General features: G+C 62.6%; 18 protein-coding genes. 2 read left to right on the forward strand and 16 right to left on the reverse strand.

Translation table 11 applies throughout. From position 1 onward, the window contains the following. Positions 1–15 precede the first annotated feature (15 nt). Positions 16–1290, reverse strand: a complete 1275-nt coding sequence (locus ACKUG4_RS05800) for an Hsp70 family protein (protein WP_064593161.1) — start codon at positions 1288–1290, stop codon at positions 16–18. Between the two features lie 292 nt (positions 1291–1582). Between ACKUG4_RS05800 and ACKUG4_RS05805 the strand changes: the two genes are divergently transcribed. Together ACKUG4_RS05805 and ACKUG4_RS05810 are read left to right on the forward strand one after the other, a co-directional pair. Continuing rightward, the gene (locus ACKUG4_RS05805) at positions 1583–2533 is read left to right on the forward strand and encodes a DnaJ C-terminal domain-containing protein (protein WP_064600657.1); all 951 of its coding nucleotides are present in this window, start codon (positions 1583–1585) and stop codon (positions 2531–2533) included. 23 nt (positions 2534–2556) lie between these two features. Continuing rightward, complete coding sequence (locus ACKUG4_RS05810; protein WP_039766735.1) at positions 2557–2862, forward strand: chaperone modulator CbpM; 306 nt, start codon at positions 2557–2559, stop codon at positions 2860–2862. Positions 2863–2866: 4 nt separating this feature from the next. Here ACKUG4_RS05810 and ACKUG4_RS05815 read toward each other — a convergent pair whose 3' ends face one another. The 15 genes from ACKUG4_RS05815 to ACKUG4_RS05885 all read right to left on the reverse strand — a co-directional run bounded on the left by ACKUG4_RS05815 (position 2867) and on the right by ACKUG4_RS05885 (position 17564). After that, complete coding sequence (locus ACKUG4_RS05815) at positions 2867–3994, reverse strand: sensor histidine kinase (protein WP_085611036.1); 1128 nt, start codon at positions 3992–3994, stop codon at positions 2867–2869. Between the two features lie 156 nt (positions 3995–4150). Next, on the reverse strand, positions 4151–5851 hold the full coding sequence (ureC, locus tag ACKUG4_RS05820; protein WP_064593165.1) for an urease subunit alpha: 1701 nt from the start codon (positions 5849–5851) through the stop codon (positions 4151–4153). Between the two features lie 170 nt (positions 5852–6021). Next, positions 6022–6327: an urease subunit beta gene (locus ACKUG4_RS05825; protein WP_007950605.1), complete on the reverse strand. Its 306-nt coding sequence runs from the start codon at positions 6325–6327 to the stop codon at positions 6022–6024. Beyond that, positions 6327–6860: a GNAT family N-acetyltransferase gene (locus ACKUG4_RS05830; RefSeq protein ID WP_445433620.1), complete on the reverse strand. Its 534-nt coding sequence runs from the start codon at positions 6858–6860 to the stop codon at positions 6327–6329. Before ACKUG4_RS05830 ends, ACKUG4_RS05825 begins: the two co-directional genes overlap by 1 nt. A gap of 5 nt (positions 6861–6865) precedes the next feature. Next, on the reverse strand, positions 6866–7399 hold the full coding sequence (locus ACKUG4_RS05835) for a GNAT family N-acetyltransferase (RefSeq protein ID WP_445433621.1): 534 nt from the start codon (positions 7397–7399) through the stop codon (positions 6866–6868). A 9-nt stretch (positions 7400–7408) separates the two neighbouring features. Further along, on the reverse strand, positions 7409–7711 hold the full coding sequence (ureA, locus tag ACKUG4_RS05840; RefSeq protein WP_011332234.1) for an urease subunit gamma: 303 nt from the start codon (positions 7709–7711) through the stop codon (positions 7409–7411). Between the two features lie 226 nt (positions 7712–7937). Continuing rightward, positions 7938–8777 (reverse strand): urease accessory protein UreD, encoded by an 840-nt coding sequence (locus ACKUG4_RS05845; protein ID WP_445433622.1) that lies wholly within the window; start codon positions 8775–8777, stop codon positions 7938–7940. A 43-nt stretch (positions 8778–8820) separates the two neighbouring features. Next, on the reverse strand, positions 8821–9519 hold the full coding sequence (urtE, locus tag ACKUG4_RS05850; RefSeq protein ID WP_007950600.1) for an urea ABC transporter ATP-binding subunit UrtE: 699 nt from the start codon (positions 9517–9519) through the stop codon (positions 8821–8823). 134 nt (positions 9520–9653) lie between these two features. Next, positions 9654–10523 carry an urea ABC transporter ATP-binding protein UrtD gene (gene urtD, locus ACKUG4_RS05855; protein ID WP_007950599.1) on the reverse strand — a complete coding sequence of 290 codons (870 nt, stop codon included), beginning with the start codon at positions 10521–10523 and terminating at the stop codon, positions 9654–9656. Further along, complete coding sequence (gene urtC, locus ACKUG4_RS05860; RefSeq protein WP_039766758.1) at positions 10520–11599, reverse strand: urea ABC transporter permease subunit UrtC; 1080 nt, start codon at positions 11597–11599, stop codon at positions 10520–10522. Before urtC ends, urtD begins: the two co-directional genes overlap by 4 nt. Then, on the reverse strand, positions 11599–13101 hold the full coding sequence (gene urtB / locus ACKUG4_RS05865; RefSeq protein ID WP_085648092.1) for an urea ABC transporter permease subunit UrtB: 1503 nt from the start codon (positions 13099–13101) through the stop codon (positions 11599–11601). Before urtB ends, urtC begins: the two co-directional genes overlap by 1 nt. 252 nt (positions 13102–13353) lie before the next feature. After that, positions 13354–14619, reverse strand: coding sequence for an urea ABC transporter substrate-binding protein (gene urtA / locus ACKUG4_RS05870; protein WP_011332239.1), 1266 nt, complete (start codon positions 14617–14619; stop codon positions 13354–13356). Between the two features lie 205 nt (positions 14620–14824). Beyond that, a complete protein-coding gene (locus ACKUG4_RS05875) occupies positions 14825–15835 on the reverse strand; it encodes a FecCD family ABC transporter permease (protein WP_445433623.1) in 1011 nt (336 codons plus the stop codon). Further along, entirely contained in the window at positions 15832–16779 is a 948-nt protein-coding gene (locus ACKUG4_RS05880) for an ABC transporter substrate-binding protein (RefSeq protein WP_445433624.1), read from the reverse strand. Before ACKUG4_RS05880 ends, ACKUG4_RS05875 begins: the two co-directional genes overlap by 4 nt. After that, positions 16776–17564, reverse strand: coding sequence for an ABC transporter ATP-binding protein (locus ACKUG4_RS05885; protein WP_445433625.1), 789 nt, complete (start codon positions 17562–17564; stop codon positions 16776–16778). Before ACKUG4_RS05885 ends, ACKUG4_RS05880 begins: the two co-directional genes overlap by 4 nt. Positions 17565–17919 lie beyond the last annotated feature (355 nt).

The following is a 17919-nucleotide window of genomic DNA, read 5'->3' on the forward strand; positions in this document are numbered from 1 at the left end:
ACCGCCGCTTTTGGATCAGTTCACCGAGCCGTAACGTTTCATGGCTTCAATCGCCAGACCGCTACCAATGCTGCCAAAGATGTTCCCTTCCACATGCCGCGCGTTCGGCAGCATCGCCGAGACGCTGTTGCGCAGTGCCGGGATGCCGCTGGAACCGCCGGTGAAGAACACCGTATCGACCTGACCCACCGCCACATTCGCGTCGGCCAGCAACCGGGTGACGCTGGCGCGCACGCGCTCGAGCTGCGACTCGATGGCCGACTCGAACAATGCCCGGGTCAGTTCCACGCTCAGGCCCGACTCAATGCGATCCAGCGGCACATGACGGCTGTCGTTGTGGGTCAGGTGGATCTTGGTTTCTTCCACTTCCATCGCCAGCCAGTGCCCGGCGCGCTGTTCGATCAGCTTGAACAGACGGTCGATGCCGCCGGTGTCCTCGATGTCGTAGCGCATGCTGCCCAGGGCCAGGGTCGATTTCTGCGAGTACACCGAGTTGATGGTGTGCCAGGTCGCCAGGTTCATGTGGTGGCTGGTCGGCATGAACGCGCCGCTTTTCATGCGGCTGCCGTAGCCGAACAGCGGCATCAGGCCTTGCAGGCTCAGCTGTTTGTCGAAATCGGTCCCGCCGATGTGCACGCCACCGGTGGCGAGAATGTCGTCGTGGCGGTTATCCACACCACGACGTTCGGGCGACAGGCGCACCAGCGAGAAGTCCGAGGTACCACCGCCGATGTCGACGATCAGGACCAGCTCTTCCTTTTCGATGGTCGACTCGTAGTCGAAGGCCGCGGCAATCGGCTCGTACTGGAACGACACGTCCTTGAAACCGAGCTTGCGTGCCACTTCCACCAAGGTGTCCTCGGCTTCCTGGTCGGCCAGCGGATCGTCGTCGACGAAGAACACCGGACGGCCCAGCACCACTTGCTCGAACTCACGACCGGCGGTCGCTTCAGCGCGGCTCTTGAGCTGGCCGATGAACAGCCCGAGCAAGTCCTTGAACGGCATCGCGGTGCCGAGGACGCTGGTGTCGTGCTTGATCAGCTTGGAACCCAGCAGGCTCTTGAGCGAGCGCATCAGCCGACCTTCGTAGCCTTCCAGGTATTCGTGCAGCGCCAGACGGCCGTAAACCGGACGGCGCTCTTCGATGTTGAAAAAGACCACCGACGGCAGGGTGATCTTGTCGTCTTCCAGCGCGATCATCGTTTCCATGCCGGGGCGCAGCCAGCCGACGGTGGAGTTGGACGTGCCGAAGTCGATGCCGCAGGCACGGGCTGGAGAGGCGTCTTTCATGGTCTTACGGTTCCGGTCAAAAAACGGCCGCGCAGTGTATGTCAGTGCGCGACAGATTCGAAGGCCGGTCATCTGCTATTTCACGACTAAGCTTGCTTGAAACTCGGCGCTTTGCCCCAAACTTGCTGGCATGGGCCGGCAGACATACCGGCGGTCGCAAGAACCGCCGTCCACTGCCGATAAACTTCTGCTGCGCCACCCGGTCACAACCTTGAGATCGGTCAACCCGGCACGTGCGAATCGGCGCATGCTGGCATCGGCGCGAAATCGATAACGGATGGTGATTCCTTCGATGGACTTCAAAGACTATTACAAGATACTCGGCGTGGAGCCGACGGCTGACGACAAGGCGATCAAGGCTGCCTATCGCAAGCTGGCGCGCAAATACCACCCCGATGTCAGCAAGGAAAAGGACGCCGAGGCCAAGTTCAAGGACGCCTCGGAAGCCTATGAAGCGCTGAAAAGCGCCGACAAGCGCGCCGAATACGACGAACTGCGTCGTTATGGCCAGCACGGTCAGCCGTTTCAGGGCCCGCCGGGCTGGCAGAGCCGTGGCGGCTTTGGTGGCGGCGGTGGCGACACCGGTGACTTCTCGGACTTCTTCAGTTCGATCTTCGGCAATCGCGGCCCCGGTTTCGGTGGCGGCGCTGGCCGGCAATCCCGCAGCGCCGGACGGCGAGGGCAAGACGTGGAACTGGAACTGCCGATCTTTCTGGAAGAGACGCTTTCGAACGAATCGAAAAAGATCAGCTTCCAGGTGCCGCAATACAACGGTTCGGGCCAGCATGTCAGCAACACCAGCAAGAGCCTGAACGTGAAGATCCCGGCCGGCGTGGCCGACGGCGAGCGCATCCGCCTCAAGGGCCAGGGCGCACCGGGCATCGGTGGCGGCGCCAATGGCGATCTGTACCTGACCATCCGTTTCGCGCCGCACCCGAAATTCGACGTTGAAGGCGAAAACCTGATCATCACCTTGCCGTTGGCACCGTGGGAGCTGGCGCTGGGCGCCGAAGTGGCCGTGCCGACCCTGACCGGCAAGATCAACCTCAAGGTCCCGGCCGGCAGCCAGAACGGCCAGCGCATGCGTGCCAAGGGCCACGGTCTGCAGAACAAGGCGGGCGAGCGCGGTTATCTGTTCGTCCAGCTCAAGGCCGTGATGCCCAAAGCCAACGGCGATGACGTCAAGGCGCTGTGGCAGGAACTGGCGAAGAAGGCCGCCTTCAATCCGCGCGAGAACTTCTGATACTGACGACGGAGTAGCCCAACATGAGCAGCCCCCTGATCGTTCAACTGGACATGGCAGAATTCTGTGAGGCGGCCGACCTGTCGGACGTCTACGTGATCGAAATCGTCGAACACGGCATCCTCGAACCTCAGGGCGCGCAGCCCAGGGAATGGCGCTTCACCGATTACGAACTGGCCCTGGCCAAACGCGCCGCCAAGCTGCGGCGCGACCTGGAGCTGGAATGGGAAGGTGTCGCGCTGGCGCTGGACCTGCTGGAAGAAGTGCAGGAGTTGCGATCCGAGAACCGCATGCTCCGTCAGCGTCTGGCGCGGCTGGTGGTCGAGTAGCGTTTCATACCCGTCTGGGCAGCGTCACGCTGAACAGCGTACCGTCGGCTGCGCTTGAACTGACTTCGATCGTCCCGCCGTGGGCGGTCACCACTTCCTTGACGATGAACAGGCCCAGACCGAGGCTGGTCGACGGCTGTCCGAGTTCTTCGTCGGCACTGCGCACCAATGGATCGAAAAGGGTGCCGATGGCTTCCTCAGGGATCGGCACGCCGTGGTTGTGCACGCTCAGGTGCACGCTTGCAGCGTCGCCCCGCAGCGTCACCAGGATCTCCTGCCGGTTCGAGCCATGCTGCAAGGCATTACCGATCAGATTCTGCAGCAGTTGATCGATCCGTCCGGCATCCCAGACGCCACGGGTATCGCCCTCGGCTTTCAGGGTCGGGTCGCATTGTGGATTGCCGGCGCAGGCCTCGGCGATGGCCGCTCGCGCCGCGTCGGCCAGGTCCATCGGCGCGGGTTCGATCGGCAGGCTTCTGCCCAGGCGGCTGCGTACCAGCTCCAAGAGGTCGCTGACCATGGCCCCCATGTGTCGCGCGCCTGTTTTGATGTTCAGCGCGCAAGTCAGAGCATCGCCTTGCAGCGTGGTTTTGCGCATCAGCAACTCGGTGGACATGCTCACCGCTTGCAGGGGCGCGCGCAGGTCATGGCCGAGAATGGCGAGGAAAATGTCGCGTGAGCGGTTGACCTGCTCGGCGTAGGCGGCGGTCGATTCGGCCAGGGCTTCGTCGATGGCTTCGTTGAAGCGGATCATGTCCTGGAAGTACGCCATGTCCGGCGATTCCAGACTGTCGACCCAGCGCCGTATCACACAGGCGCGCAGGTGGCGGAATTCCGAGGTCATCTGCACCAGGTCAAAGCCGACGGTATGGCGAAGTTCTCCATGGCTGGCGCCGGCTTCATCCAGACTCGGGGTCTTTTCGGGGCCCTCGCCCTTGGCCTTGGCGACCTGTTCGTCGCGGCTTTGCGGTTTGCTCATGTCGCGGGCGGCGGCCCGCAGGATGGCGCTGGCGTGATCGCGCAGACCGGCGGAGTCCAGATAGTCGGCGGCCGGGGTGATGGTAGCGGCAAACTGTTCCCATTCATCGACGATAGCGTCGATATTGGCCAGGATGAACTCGGAAAGACGCATGGGCAGTTCCTGAAAAAAGGCGACAGCGAATCGAATATTAGTCCCTTTGGCGAGAAATACACGACCCTTTGCCCGGTGGTTTTCCAGCACCACGAAAAAGGCCCCGAGACCCTGCGTCAGGCAGGTGCTCGGGGTCTTTTTTGCGTGCGTCGGCTGTCAGAACAGGAAGTAACGCTGTGCCATCGGCAGGGTTTCGGCCGGTTCACACCAGAGCAGCACGCCGTCGGCCTTGACCTGATAGGTCTGCGGGTCGACGTCGATGTTCGGCAGATAGTCGTTGTGGATCAGGTCGGTTTTCTGCACCTCGCGGCAACCTTTGACCACGGCGATTTTCTTCTTCAGGCCCAACGCTTCGGGCAGTCCCGACGCCTGCGCCGCCTGGCTGATGAAGGTCAGGCTGGTGGCGTGCAGCGAGCCACCGTAGCTGGCGAACATCGGGCGGTAGTGCACCGGTTGCGGGGTCGGGATCGAGGCGTTGGCGTCACCCATCAGGCTCGCGGCGATGGCGCCGCCCTTGAGGATCAGCGTTGGCTTCACGCCAAAGAACGCCGGGCGCCAGAGCACCAGATCGGCCCACTTCCCGACTTCCACCGAACCCACTTCATGGCTGATGCCATGGGTGATCGCCGGGTTGATCGTGTACTTGGCGATGTAGCGTTTGGCGCGGAAGTTGTCGTTGCCTTCGCCGTCCTGCGCGAGCGGGCCGCGCTGCTTTTTCATCTTGTCGGCAGTCTGCCAGGTGCGCGTGATGACTTCGCCGACGCGGCCCATGGCCTGGCTGTCGGAGCTGATCATCGAGAACGCGCCGAGGTCATGCAGGATGTCTTCGGCGGCAATCGTTTCGCGGCGGATGCGGCTTTCGGCGAACGCCACGTCTTCGGCAATGCTCGGGTCGAGGTGGTGGCAGACCATCAGCATGTCGAGGTGTTCGTCGATGGTGTTGCGGGTGAACGGCCGGGTCGGGTTGGTCGAACTCGGCAGCACGTTGGCGAAACCGCAGGCTTTGATGATGTCCGGCGCATGGCCGCCACCGGCCCCTTCGGTGTGATAGGTGTGGATGGTGCGACCCTTGAACGCGCCGAGGGTGGTTTCGACGAAACCGGACTCGTTGAGGGTGTCGGTGTGGATCGCCACCTGCACGTCGTACTGGTCGGCAACGCTCAGGCAGTTGTCGATGCTCGCCGGGGTGGTACCCCAGTCTTCGTGCAGCTTGAGGCCGATGGCGCCGGCCTTGACCTGTTCGATCAGCGGTTCCGGCAGGCTGGCGTTGCCCTTGCCGGTGAGGCCGATGTTCATCGGGAACGCGTCCGCCGCCTGGAGCATCCGCGCCAGGTGCCACGGCCCAGAGGTGCAGGTGGTGGCGTTGGTGCCGGTGGCCGGGCCGGTGCCGCCGCCGATCATGGTGGTGACGCCGCTCATCAGCGCTTCTTCGATTTGCTGCGGGCAGATGAAGTGGATGTGGGTGTCGATGCCGCCGGCGGTGAGGATCATGCCTTCGCCGGCGATCACTTCGCTGCTGGCGCCGATGGCGATGGTCACGCCGGGCTGCACGTCCGGGTTGCCGGCCTTGCCGATCGCGGCGATGCGCCCGTCCTTGAGGCCGACGTCGGCCTTGACGATGCCCCAGTGGTCGATGATCAACGCGTTGGTGATGACGGTGTCGACCACTTCAGCCGCCAGCAACTGGCTCTGGCCCTGGCCGTCGCGGATCACTTTGCCGCCGCCGAACTTCACTTCTTCGCCGTAGGTGGTGAAGTCCTGTTCGACTTCGATCCACAGCTCGGTGTCGGCCAGGCGCACCTTGTCGCCGACGGTGGGGCCGAACATGTCGGCGTAGGCTTGTCTGGAAATCTTCATCTAGCGTCCTTCAGGAAAATAGCGTTGAGCCATCGACCCTCACCCTAACCCTCTCCCAGAGGGAGAGGGGACTGATCGCGGTGAGGCGGCTATCGGTGATCGGCTCCCTCTCCCTCCGGGCGGTCCGACGTTTCGGGAGGGTTGGGGTGAGGGCTGCAGTACACGCGGACTCAAAGGTCACCCATGACCCGCCCGGCAAACCCGAACACCCGCCGGTGCCCGGCGTAATCCACCAGTTCCACCTCGCGGCTCTGCCCCGGCTCGAAGCGCACGGCGGTGCCCGCCGGAATGTTCAGGCGCATGCCACGGCTGGCGGCGCGGTCGAAAGTCAGGGCGTCGTTGGTCTCGAAAAAATGGTAGTGCGAACCGACCTGGATCGGCCGGTCGCCGCTGTTCGCCACCTTCAGGCTGACGGTGCGGCGACCGACGTTGAGTTCGATGTCGCCGGGCTGGATTTTGTACTCGCCGGGAATCATCAGTTCGCTCCTTGCAGGACTTTGTAATAGAGGGCCGTCGGGCGATAGGTGCCGTTCGGGTCGCAGGCGTAATCGGGAATTTCCCCGGCGCGGGTGTAGCCCAGGGCCTTGTAGAAATCTTCGGCGGGAGAGCCGGCCTCGGTGTCGAGGTAAAGCATGCCGCGCTTGTACTGACGCGCGGTCTGTTCCAGCGCTTGCATCAACTGTTGGCCGAGGCCGCGCCGCCGGGCGTGTTCGCGCACCAGCAGTTTCTGCACCTCGGCGCGGTTCAGGCCGTTGGCCTTCTGGCACAGGCTCAACTGGACGCTGGCCTGCACCTGTTCGTCCTTGACCACCACCCACAGCAACACGTTGCCCTTGTTCAGGTTGTCCTGCACGTCGTCGAAATAGGCGCGGGCCTGCGTGGCATTGAGGTCGGCCATGAAACCGACGCTGGCGCCATACCCCACGGCGTCGAGTAGCACGTCGATCAGGCCCTGACGATAGTGCGCAAAACTTTCAGCATTGACGCGTCGCAGTTGGGCGGGGTTCATCGGTGTCACTCCTTGTTGGCGGGCGGCGGCTCCGCGCCAGGATTGAGGGTCAGTTGCATGAAGGTCAGGTCGAGCCAGCGGCCGAACTTGGTGCCGACTTGCGGCATCTGCCCGGTGGTGATGAAACCGGCGCGTTCGTGCAAGCGAATCGACGCGGCGTTACCGCTTTCGATGGCGGCGACCATGACGTGCTTGTCGCAGGTTTTCGCGCGTTCGATCAGTGCGCTCATCAATTGCGGGCCGAGACCGTTGCCGCGCTGGTCGTTGCGCACGTAGACCGAGTGCTCGACGGTGTGGCGGAAACCGTCGAACGGCCGCCAGTCACCGAACGAAGCGTAGCCGAGGGTGGTGTTGTCGGCGTCGACGATCACCAGGATCGGATAGCCCTGGGCCTGGCGCGCGCTGAACCATGCCTGACGGTTGCCGAGGTCGACGGCGGATTCATTCCAGATCGCCGTGGTGTTGAGCACGGCGTCGTTGTAAATGTCGCGGATCGCCGGCAGGTCGGCGTGCAGGGCATCGCGGATGGTGTAGGTCATGGCACGGCCTCAGACGATCGGTTGGTGGACGGTGACCAGTTTGGTGCCGTCGGGAAACGTCGCTTCGACCTGGATCTCCGGGATCATTTCCGGGATGCCTTCCATCACCTGCTCGCGGGTCAGCAGGGTGGTGCCGTAGTGCATCAGCTCGGCCACGGTCTGGCCGTCACGGGCGCCTTCGAGCAGCGCCGCCGAGATGTAGGCCATGGCTTCGGGGTAGTTGAGCTTCACGCCACGGGCCAGTCGCCGCTCGGCCACGAGGCCGGCGGTGAAGATCAGCAGCTTGTCTTTTTCGCGTGGGGTCAGGTCCATCGTTTGAAATCCATTTGGGCAGATTTGTGTGGTTCTTGTGGTGAGTGGGGTGTCAGTCAGACCCAGCCCTCACCCTAGCCCTCTCCCGGAGGGAGAGGGGACTGATCTCGGTCGTTTTCAATGGCCAGTTCAGTCAGTTGAATTCTTGTGTCTGAAACATTTCCAGCGGTCACCTCGGTCAGGCTCCCTCTCCCTCCGGGAGAGGGCGGGGGGTGAGGGCTGGTTTTCAGGTGCTCCATATTCTTGGCGGCACTGCCTCGCGTCCCATCAATTTCGGCCGCAGCAACCGCCACAATTCAATAAGCCACGCTCGCGCCAGCAACGCTTCACTGGCCAGGCAACGGGCAACCAGAAGACCGGGCAATTGCGTCAAATCCCCGCGCACGTCGTGCCCCAGCGAGCGGCAGCGTTCCAGCAATTCAGCATCGATCTCACCGGTCACCAGCAAGGTTGCAAACACCGGATTGCCATCCAGTCCGATCGGCGAATCAAGCAAACCATCGTTGCCAACGATGCGCTGGCGCTCATGCCACAACAACCGCCCATCACGGCGAATATCCAGATGCGCCTGTAAATGCCCGAGGTCAAAGCGCTCGCCACTGGCCGGGCGACCCAGCGCTACCACGTCCCAGTAAAACAGTCGCGCATCGCCTTCAAGCTCAATCGAAGTCGTGAGTTCCGCCTGGGCGGCGCTGTAAACGATGGTTTCCTGGGGCAGCCATTCCAGTGTCGCGCCATCAGCGACATGCAGGTCTAGCGACTGATAAGCGGGCCCCGCCGCGCGATACCACTTGGCCGCGCCGGGGCTGGTGATCTGTGCCCAGGCGTCTTGCTCAACGCGGGCGCTGATGTCGAGCCGGTCACCGCCGGCAATCCCGCCCGGCGGGTGGACGATGATGTGCTGGCAGACCTCGGGCCCTTCGGCGTACAGATGCTTTTGCACCCGCAACGGGCCGAGGTGCCGGCGGCGGGTCGGCCGCGTGCAATCGCCGAAGCGGGCGTAGGCCAGCTCCAGCTCGGCATGCCAGCTCGGGGTAAACAGGGCAGTCGCAACAGGTAAGTTCATGTTTTCTGATTATCGTTAGGACGCTACAGATTAGACCGTAACCTCAAATAGTCACCAGCCCGCGCACACCTTCGGCTTCCATATTTTCGCCACGGCCCTGCTGCACGATCTCGCCCCGGGACATCACCAGGTACTGATCGGCCAGTTCGGCGGCGAAATCGTAGAACTGCTCCACCAGCAGAATCGCCATGTCGCCACGGGCGGCGAGTTTTTTGATCACCGCGCCGATTTCCTTGATCACCGACGGCTGGATGCCTTCGGTGGGCTCGTCGAGGATCAGCAGACGCGGACGGCTGGCCAGTGCGCGGCCGATGGCGAGCTGCTGTTGCTGACCACCGGACAAGTCGCCGCCGCGCCGCTGTTTCATTTGCAACAGCACCGGGAACAGCTCGTAGATGAACGCCGGCACTTCTTTGGCTTCGCTGCCGGGAAAACGCGACAGGCCCATCAGCAGGTTTTCTTCCACTGTCAGCCGGCCGAAAATTTCCCGGCCCTGCGGCACGTAGGCGATCCCGGCGTGCACACGTTGATGCGGCTTGAACGTGGTGATCGGTTTGCCTTCCCAGTTCACCGCGCCTTCCTTGGCCGGCAACAGGCCCATCAGGCATTTGAGCAGCGTGGTCTTGCCCACGCCGTTGCGCCCGAGCAGGCAGGTCACTTCGCCGACCTTCACGTCAAAGCTCAGGCCGCGCAGGATGTGGCTTCCGCCGTAGTACTGGTGCAGCTTGTCGACTTGCAGCATGTTCAAGTTCTCCTCAAATCCCCCTGTGGGAGCGGGCTTGCTCGCGAATGCGGTAGATCAGCCACCATCAACTTTGAATGACACACCGCATTCGCGAGCAAGCCCGCTCCCACATTGGAAAGGTATTTGCAGTTTCAGCGGCCGAGATAGACTTCGATCACGCGCTCGTTGTCCTGCACCTGTTCCAGCGATCCCTCGGCCAGCACGCTGCCCTGATGCAACACCGTGACGTGGTCGGCAATCGAGCCGACGAAGCCCATGTCGTGTTCCACCACCATCAGCGAGTGCTTGCCTGCGAGCGACTTGAACAGCTCGGCGGTGAACTCGGTTTCGGCGTCGGTCATGCCTGCCACTGGCTCATCGAGCAGCAGCAATTGCGGGTCCTGCATCAGCAACATGCCGATTTCCAGAAACTGTTTCTGTCCGTGGGACAGCAGCCCCGCCGGGCGATTGACCGAAGTGGTCAGGCGAATGGTGTCGAGCACTTCGCTGATCCGGTCTTTCTGTTCGCCGCTCAACTTCGCCCGCAGGCTGGCCCACACCGACTTGTCGGTTTTCTGCGCCAGCTCCAGGTTCTCGAACACGCTCAACGCTTCGAACACCGTCGGTTTCTGGAACTTGCGCCCGATCCCGGCCTGGGCGATCTGCACTTCGCTCATCTGCGTCAGGTCAAGGGTTTCACCGAACCATGCCTTGCCGTGGCTCGGGCGGGTCTTGCCGGTGATCACGTCCATCAGTGTGGTCTTGCCCGCGCCGTTGGGGCCGATGATGCAGCGCAGTTCGCCGACGCCGATGTACAGGTTCAGATTGTTCAGCGCGCGGAAGCCGTCGAAGCTGACGCTGATGTCTTCCAGCGTCAGGATCGTGCCGTGACGGGTATCGAGGCCCGGCCCGACGCGTTGCCCGAGGCCGATCGAGTCGCGGCTGGTGCCTTCGTCCTTGTTCGGTTCCACCGGGAAAAAGGCCGGTTCCAGCATGAATTCAGCGCTCGCCGTGACTCTCATGATTCACCTCGTTTCTTCAGCAGACCGATCACGCCCTTGGGCAGGTACAACGTCACGACGATGAACAGCGCGCCGAGGAAGAACAGCCAGTATTCGGGGAAGGCCACGGTGAACCAGCTCTTCATGCCGTTGACCACGCCGGCGCCAAGCAACGGGCCGATCAGCGTGCCGCGCCCGCCAAGGGCTACCCACACGGCAGCTTCGATCGAGTTGGTCGGCGACATTTCGCTCGGGTTGATGATCCCCACCTGCGGCACGTACAACGCACCCGCCAGACCACACAACACCGCACTCAACACCCAGACGAACAGCTTGAAGCCGCGCGGGTCGTAGCCGCAGAACATCAGGCGATTTTCCGCGTCACGCAACGCGGTCAGCACCCGGCCGAACTTGCTGCGCGCCAGCCGCCAGCCGATGAACAGGCTCGCCACCAACAACAGCACCGTCGCCAGAAACAGCACCGCGCGAGTGCCCGGTTCGGTGATACCGAAACCGAGGATCGTGCGGAAATTGGTGAAGCCGTTGTTGCCGCCGAAGCCGGTCTCGTTGCGGAAAAACAGCAGCATCCCGGCGAAGGTCAGGGCCTGGGTCATGATCGAGAAATACACGCCCTTGATCCGCGAGCGGAAGGCGAAAAAACCGAATACCAGCGCCAGCAACCCCGGCGCCAACACCACCAGGCACATCGCCCAGAGGAAGCTGCCGGTGCCGCTCCAGTACCACGGCAATTCGGTCCACGACAGGAAGGTCATGAACGCCGGCAAGCCATCACCGGCAGCCTGGCGCATCAGGTACATGCCCATCGCATAACCGCCGAGGGCGAAGAACAGACCGTGGCCCAGCGACAGGAGACCGGCGTAACCCCAGACCAGATCCAGTGCCAGGGCGACGATGGCGTAGCAGAGAATCTTGCCCACCAGCGTCAGGGTGTAGGCCGAAACATGCAGCGAGCTGTCCGCCGGCAACAGCGACAGCAGCGGCAGGGCGATCAGCAAGGCGAGCACCACCGCGCCGATGGCGAGGGTGACTTTCGGGCCGGCCTTTTGTGTGGCCGTGACTAGTAGAGGCTGGTTCATCAGTCGATCACCCGTCCTTTCAGTGCGAAGAGGCCTTGCGGACGTTTCTGGATGAACAGAATGATCAGCGCGAGGATCAGGATCTTGCCGAGCACCGCACCGATCTGCGGTTCGAGAATCTTGTTGGCGATGCCCAGGCCGAACGCGGCGAACACGCTGCCGGCCAATTGCCCGACGCCGCCGAGCACCACCACCAGGAACGAGTCGATGATGTAGCTCTGGCCGAGGTCCGGGCCGACGTTGCCGATCTGGCTCAGGGCCACGCCACCGAGCCCGGCGATGCCCGAGCCGAGGCCGAAAGCGAGCATGTCGACGCGCCCGGTGGGCACGCCGCAACAGGCGGCCATGTTGCGGTTCTGGGTGACGGCGCGCACGTTCAGACCCAGGCGGGTCTTGTTCAGCAGCAGCCAGGTCAGCACCACCACGAACAGCGCAAAGGCGATGATCACGATGCGGTTGTACGGCAGCACCAGATTCGGCAACACCTGAATCCCGCCGGACAGCCATGCCGGGTTCGCCACTTCAACGTTCTGCGCACCGAACACCAGACGCACCAGTTGAATCAGCATCAGGCTGATGCCCCAGGTGGCCAGCAGGGTTTCCAGCGGGCGGCCGTAGAGGTGACGGATCACCGTGCGCTCCAGGGCCATGCCGATGGCAGCGGTGACGAAGAACGCCACCGGCAGCGCGATCAGCGGATAGAACTCGATGGCCTGCGGCGCGTAGCGCTGGAACATCAACTGCACGACGTAGGTCGAGTAGGCGCCGAGCATCAGCATCTCGCCGTGGGCCATGTTGATCACACCGAGCAGGCCGAAGGTGATCGCCAGGCCGAGCGCGGCAAGCAGCAGAATCGAGCCGAGGGACATACCGCTGAAGGCCTGGCCGAGCAGTTCGCCAACCAGCAGTTTGCGCTTGACCTGGGCGAGGCTGGTTTCGGCGGCGGTGCGCACGTTGGCATCGGTTTCGACGCCGGGTTCGAGCAAACCTTCGAGGCGGGTACGGGCCAGCGGGTCGCCGGTTTCACCGAGCAGACGCACGGCCGCGAGGCGCACCGCCGGGTCGGTGTCGACCAGTTGCAGATTGGCCAGCGCCAGGCTCAGGGCGGCGTGGACGCTTTCGTCTTGTTCGCCAGCCAGTTGCTGGTCGAGGAATTTCAGCTGCGCCGGTTTGGCGCTTTTCTGCAATTGCTGCGCGGCGGTCAGACGGGTTTTGGCGTCGGCGGCGAGCAATTGGTGGCTGGCCAGCGCGGTGTCGATCAGACCCCGCAGGCGGTTGTTCAGGCGCAGGGTCTTGGGTTGGCCGTCGACGGTCAGTTCGCCTTGTTGCAGGGCGTTGATCAGTTCGACACGCGCCGGATCGGGCTGCGCGGCCCAGGCTTCCAGCAGTTTGGCCTGTTGCGTGGGGTTGGCGGCGACGAAGTCTTCGGCGTCGCTGGCGTGGGTCATCATGGGCAGCAGGAGCAAGAGGGCCAGGATGACGCGGTAAAAGGCAGTGGGCATGGGTGGTGCTTCCTGTGTTGCGGTGGCCGATGGAGCGGTGTCCGACTGCGAAATCCAGCCCTCACCCTAGCCCTCTCCCGGAGGGAGAGGGGACTGACCGAGTTGTCTGTTCATCAAGCATCGACCTGAAAAAACAGAGTCGAACTCAGGCTTTGAAAACGATGGAGATCTGCTCCCTTTCCCCCTCTCCCTGAGGGAGAGGGCTGGGGTGAGGGGGAAGGTCTCAAGTCCGCCTCAAGGTCTGAATCCGCCTCAGTTGCTCTTCACCGCATACTCCGGCTTCTTGTCATTACCCGGAATGAACGGACTCCACGGTTGCGCCCGAATCGGCCCTTCGGTCTGCCACACGACGTTGAACTGACCGTCGCTCTGGATCTCGCCGATCATCACTGGTTTGTGCAGGTGGTGATTGGTCTTGTCCATGGTCAGGGTGTAGCCCGACGGCGCGGCGAAGGTCTGGCCGCCGAGGGCTTCGCGGACCTTGTCGACGTCGGTGGATTTGGCTTTCTCCGCCGCCTGCGCCCACATGTGGATGCCGACGTACGTGGCTTCCATCGGGTCGTTGGTCACGGCCTTGTCGGCGCCCGGCAGGTTGTGTTTCTTCGCGTAGGCTTTCCAGTCATCGACGAACTTCTTGTTCACCGGGTTCTCCACCGACTCGAAGTAGTTCCATGCCGCGAGGTTGCCCACCAGCGGCTTGGTGTCGATGCCGCGCAGTTCTTCTTCGCCCACCGAGAACGCCACCACCGGTACGTCGGTGGCTTTCAGGCCCTGGTTGGCCAGCTCTTTGTAGAACGGCACGTTGGAGTCGCCGTTGACGGTGGAGATCACAGCGGTCTTGCCGCCGGCCGAGAATTTTTTGATGTTGGCGACGATGGTTTGATAGTCGCTATGACCGAACGGGGTGTAGACCTCTTCGATGTCTTTATCCGCTACGCCTTTGGAGTGCAGGAACGAGCGCAGGATCTTGTTGGTGGTGCGCGGGTACACGTAATCGGTGCCAAGCAGGAAGTAGCGCTTGGCACTGCCGCCTTCTTCGCTCATCAGGTATTCAACCGCCGGGATCGCTTGCTGGTTCGGCGCGGCGCCGGTGTAGAACACGTTCGGCGACATCTCTTCACCTTCGTATTGCACCGGGTAGAACAGCAGGCCGTTGAGTTCTTCGAACACCGGCAGCACCGATTTGCGCGACACCGAGGTCCAGCAGCCGAACACCACCGCGACCTTGTCCTGGGTCAGCAACTGGCGGCCCTTTTCCGCGAACAGTGGCCAGTTCGACGCCGGGTCGACCACCACCGGTTCAAGCATCTTGCCGTTCACCCCGCCCTTGGCGTTGATCTCGTCGATGGTCATCAACGCCATGTCCTTGAGCGACGTTTCGGAGATCGCCATGGTGCCGGACAACGAATGCAGAATCCCGACCTTGATGGTCTCGGCGGCCTGTACGGTCCAGGTCATGCCCATCGCGGCAATCGATGCCGTGAGTGTGAAAGCCTTGATCAAACTGCGACGCTTCATTGTGCGATCTCCATGAACGTTAAAGTTTTTTATGGTTGGCAGATGCGAACGACTGAAGGCTGTTTTGCAAGGGCTGTGCCCGGTCGGGTTTGGGCAGGAAAATGTCGGTTTAGAGCGGTCGCGCGTTGAGTCGGCGCACCATGAGGGGACGTGTTGCATGCAAAGGTGCAGTGGGGCGCGCCAAATTGGGGCGCGCCCCGAGAAATCAGCGGCGGCGCATCAGTCCGATGAAGAACAGCCCGCCGAGGGCTGCGGTGGCAACACCGATGGGCAGGTCTTCGGGGGCTATCAACGTGCGGGCGGCGACGTCCACCCAGACGAGGAAAACGCTGCCGAGCAACACGCACACCGGCAGCAGGCGCCGATGCTCGGCACCGATCAGGCGCCGGGCAATGTGCGGCACCATCAGCCCGACAAACCCGATGGAGCCGCTGATCGACACCAGCACCCCGGTCATCAGCGAAGCAATCACGAACACCCGCAGACGCACCGCCCGGGCATTCAGGCCGAGGGTGACGGCGGTCTGTTCGCCGGCCATCAAGGCGTTCAGCGGGCGGGCCATGCCGATCAGCAGAAGCAAGCCGAGCAACACGCTCAGCGCCGGCACCGCCAACAACGCCCAGCGCGCCAGACCAAGGCCGCCAAGCATCCAGAACATCACCGCCGAACTGGCGCGATGATCGCCCATGAACAACAGCAGATTGGCGATCGCCATCATCACGAACGAAACGGCCACGCCGCACAGCAGCAGACGATCACTGTCCAGCCGACCCTGGCGGTTGGCGATGCCCAGCACCAGAAACATGCTCAACAGCGCGCCGATGAACGCGGCGATCGGCAAGGTCAGCAGGCCGACGATTTCACCGACGTGCAGCACCACGATCACTGCACCGAGCGTGGCACCGGAGGTGACGCCAAGCAGGTGTGGATCGGCCAGCGGATTGCGCGTCACCGCTTGCAGCACCGCGCCGATCAGCGCCAGCCCGGCACCGACCAATGCACCGAGCAGCATGCGCGGCACGCGGATCAGCCAGACGATGTGTTCCTGGCCGGCGCTCCAGTCCGCCACACCGAGGCCGAACAGTTTGTGCAGCAGAATCCGCCACACCACGTCCACCGGCACCCGCGCCGGGCCGAAGCCCAGCGACACCACGCACGACACCAGCAGCACGGCACCGAGGGTGATCAGCAGCAGCGCATAGCGACGATCGATCATTCGCCGTGGAAACCTTTGGCCAGGGTTTCCACCGCCAGCACGTTGTCGATCCCCGGCGTGGCCTGCACGTAGGGGATGACGATGAAGCGCTGGTTCTTGATCGCGTCCACCGATTGCAGCGCCTTGTTCTTCAGCAGGAATTCAATCTTCTGCTCGGCGGTGATTTCGCTGTAGTCGACGATGACGATCACCTGTGGATTACGCTCGACCACGGTTTCCCAGTTGACCCGGGTCCAGCTCGCTTCGACGTCATCGAGAACGTTGTGCCCGCCAGCGGCGTCGATCAGCGCCTGCGGCATGCCGAGGCGGCCGGAGGTCATGGCGCGGTCTTCGCCGCTGTCGTACAGGAACACCCGTGGTTTTTCAGCAGGCAGGTCTTTACGGATTTCGGCGACTTGATTCTGCATTTCAGAGATCAGCGCGTTGGCGCGATCCTGCACGTCGAAAATCTTTCCGAGGTTGCGCAGGTCGTTATAAGTGTCGTCCAGCGTGGCGGCCGGACGCTTCATCACGAAGGCGCAGGATTCAGTCAGCTCATAGACGTTGATGCCCAGCAGTTGCAGGGTCTGCGGCGTGAGATCACCGCCGACGCGCATGCCGTAATCCCAACCGGCGAAGAAGAAATCGACGTTGGCGTTGAGCAGGGTTTCCACCGACGGGTACTTGGCCGCCAGTTCCGGCAGGCCGTCGAGCAGGCTCTGCATTTCAGGCGTTACCGATTTCCAGCCACTGACGCCGCTGTAGCCGGCCATCTTCGACTTGAGGCCGAGGGCGAGCATCATCTGGGTCATGTTGATGTCGTGGCTGACCGCATGCTTCGGCGCTTCCTTGAAGGTCACTTCACGGTTGCAGCTGTGGATCGTCAGCGGGTACTTCGTCTCCTCGGCGAAGGCGTGGGTGGTGCCCAGCAACAGGGCGAGGCAAAGCAGGGAGCGCACAGTCATGGTCGGGTTATCCAGGTGATTCGCGGGTAGCCGTGGAGGGGGTGGGGATCGATCAATGCTTCGACGCCGAATACGTCGCGCAGCAGTTCTACGGTGAGCACTTCTTGCGGCGTGCCGCTGGCGACGATCCGGCCGTGGTTGATCACATACAAACGGTCGCAGAATGCGGCGGCCAGGTTCAGGTCGTGGATGCTCGCCAACGTGCTGATTTGCAAACGCTTGACCAGTTGCAGCAGTTCCAGTTGATAACGCGGGTCGAGGTGGTTGGTCGGCTCGTCGAGGATCAGCAGTTGCGGTTGCTGGGTCAGGGCGCGGGCGAGGATCACCCGCTGTTTTTCACCGCCGGACAGCGTGGCGAATGCGTGATCTTCGAAGCCGTCGAGCCCCACGGATTTGAGGGCCTGGGTAGCGAGATTGCGGTCTTCCAGCGTGTCGCCGTCGAACAGGCCTTTGTGCGGCGTGCGGCCCATGGCGACCACTTCTTCGACGGTCAGGCCGAAGGCGTCGGGGAATTCCTGCAGCACCACGGCGATGCGTTGCGCACACCAGCGTGAGGATTGTTTCCACACGTTGTGATGATCGAGTCTGACCTCACCGTGTTCCGGCTGACTGAAGCGATAGGCGCAGCGCAACAGGCTGGTCTTGCCGCTGCCATTGGGCCCGATCAACCCGACGAACTCCCCGGCGGCCACTTGCAACGAGGCGTCACGCAGCTGGAACTGGTGATGACAGTGGCCGTGGCCCAAGGGGGACCAAGCGAGATTAGTGAGGGACAGTGAGGTCATGTGAGGTTCAGTGTGATTTCTAAGGTTATGTCTGTCTGGTAGATCCATCCCCCTCACCCCAGCCCTCTCCCCCAAGGGGGGCGAGGGGGAAAGGGAGCCGATCTTCGTGCTCTTCAAAGCCTGAGTTCGACTCGGTATTTCAGGTCGGTGTAACTTGCCCAAACACCTCGGTCAGCCCCGTCCATAGGGGAAATGGGAGCCGATCTTCGTGCTCTTCAAATCCTGAGTTCGACCCGGTATTTCAGGTCGGTGTAACTTGCCCAAACACCTCGGTCAGCCCCGTCCATAGGGGAAATGGGAGCCGATCTTCGTGCTCTTCAAGTCCTGAGTTCGACCCGGTATTTCAGGTCGGTGT

This window comes from Candidatus Pseudomonas auctus (genome assembly GCF_048654275.1).
In the GTDB taxonomy this organism is placed as follows: domain Bacteria; phylum Pseudomonadota; class Gammaproteobacteria; order Pseudomonadales; family Pseudomonadaceae; genus Aquipseudomonas; species Aquipseudomonas pharyngis.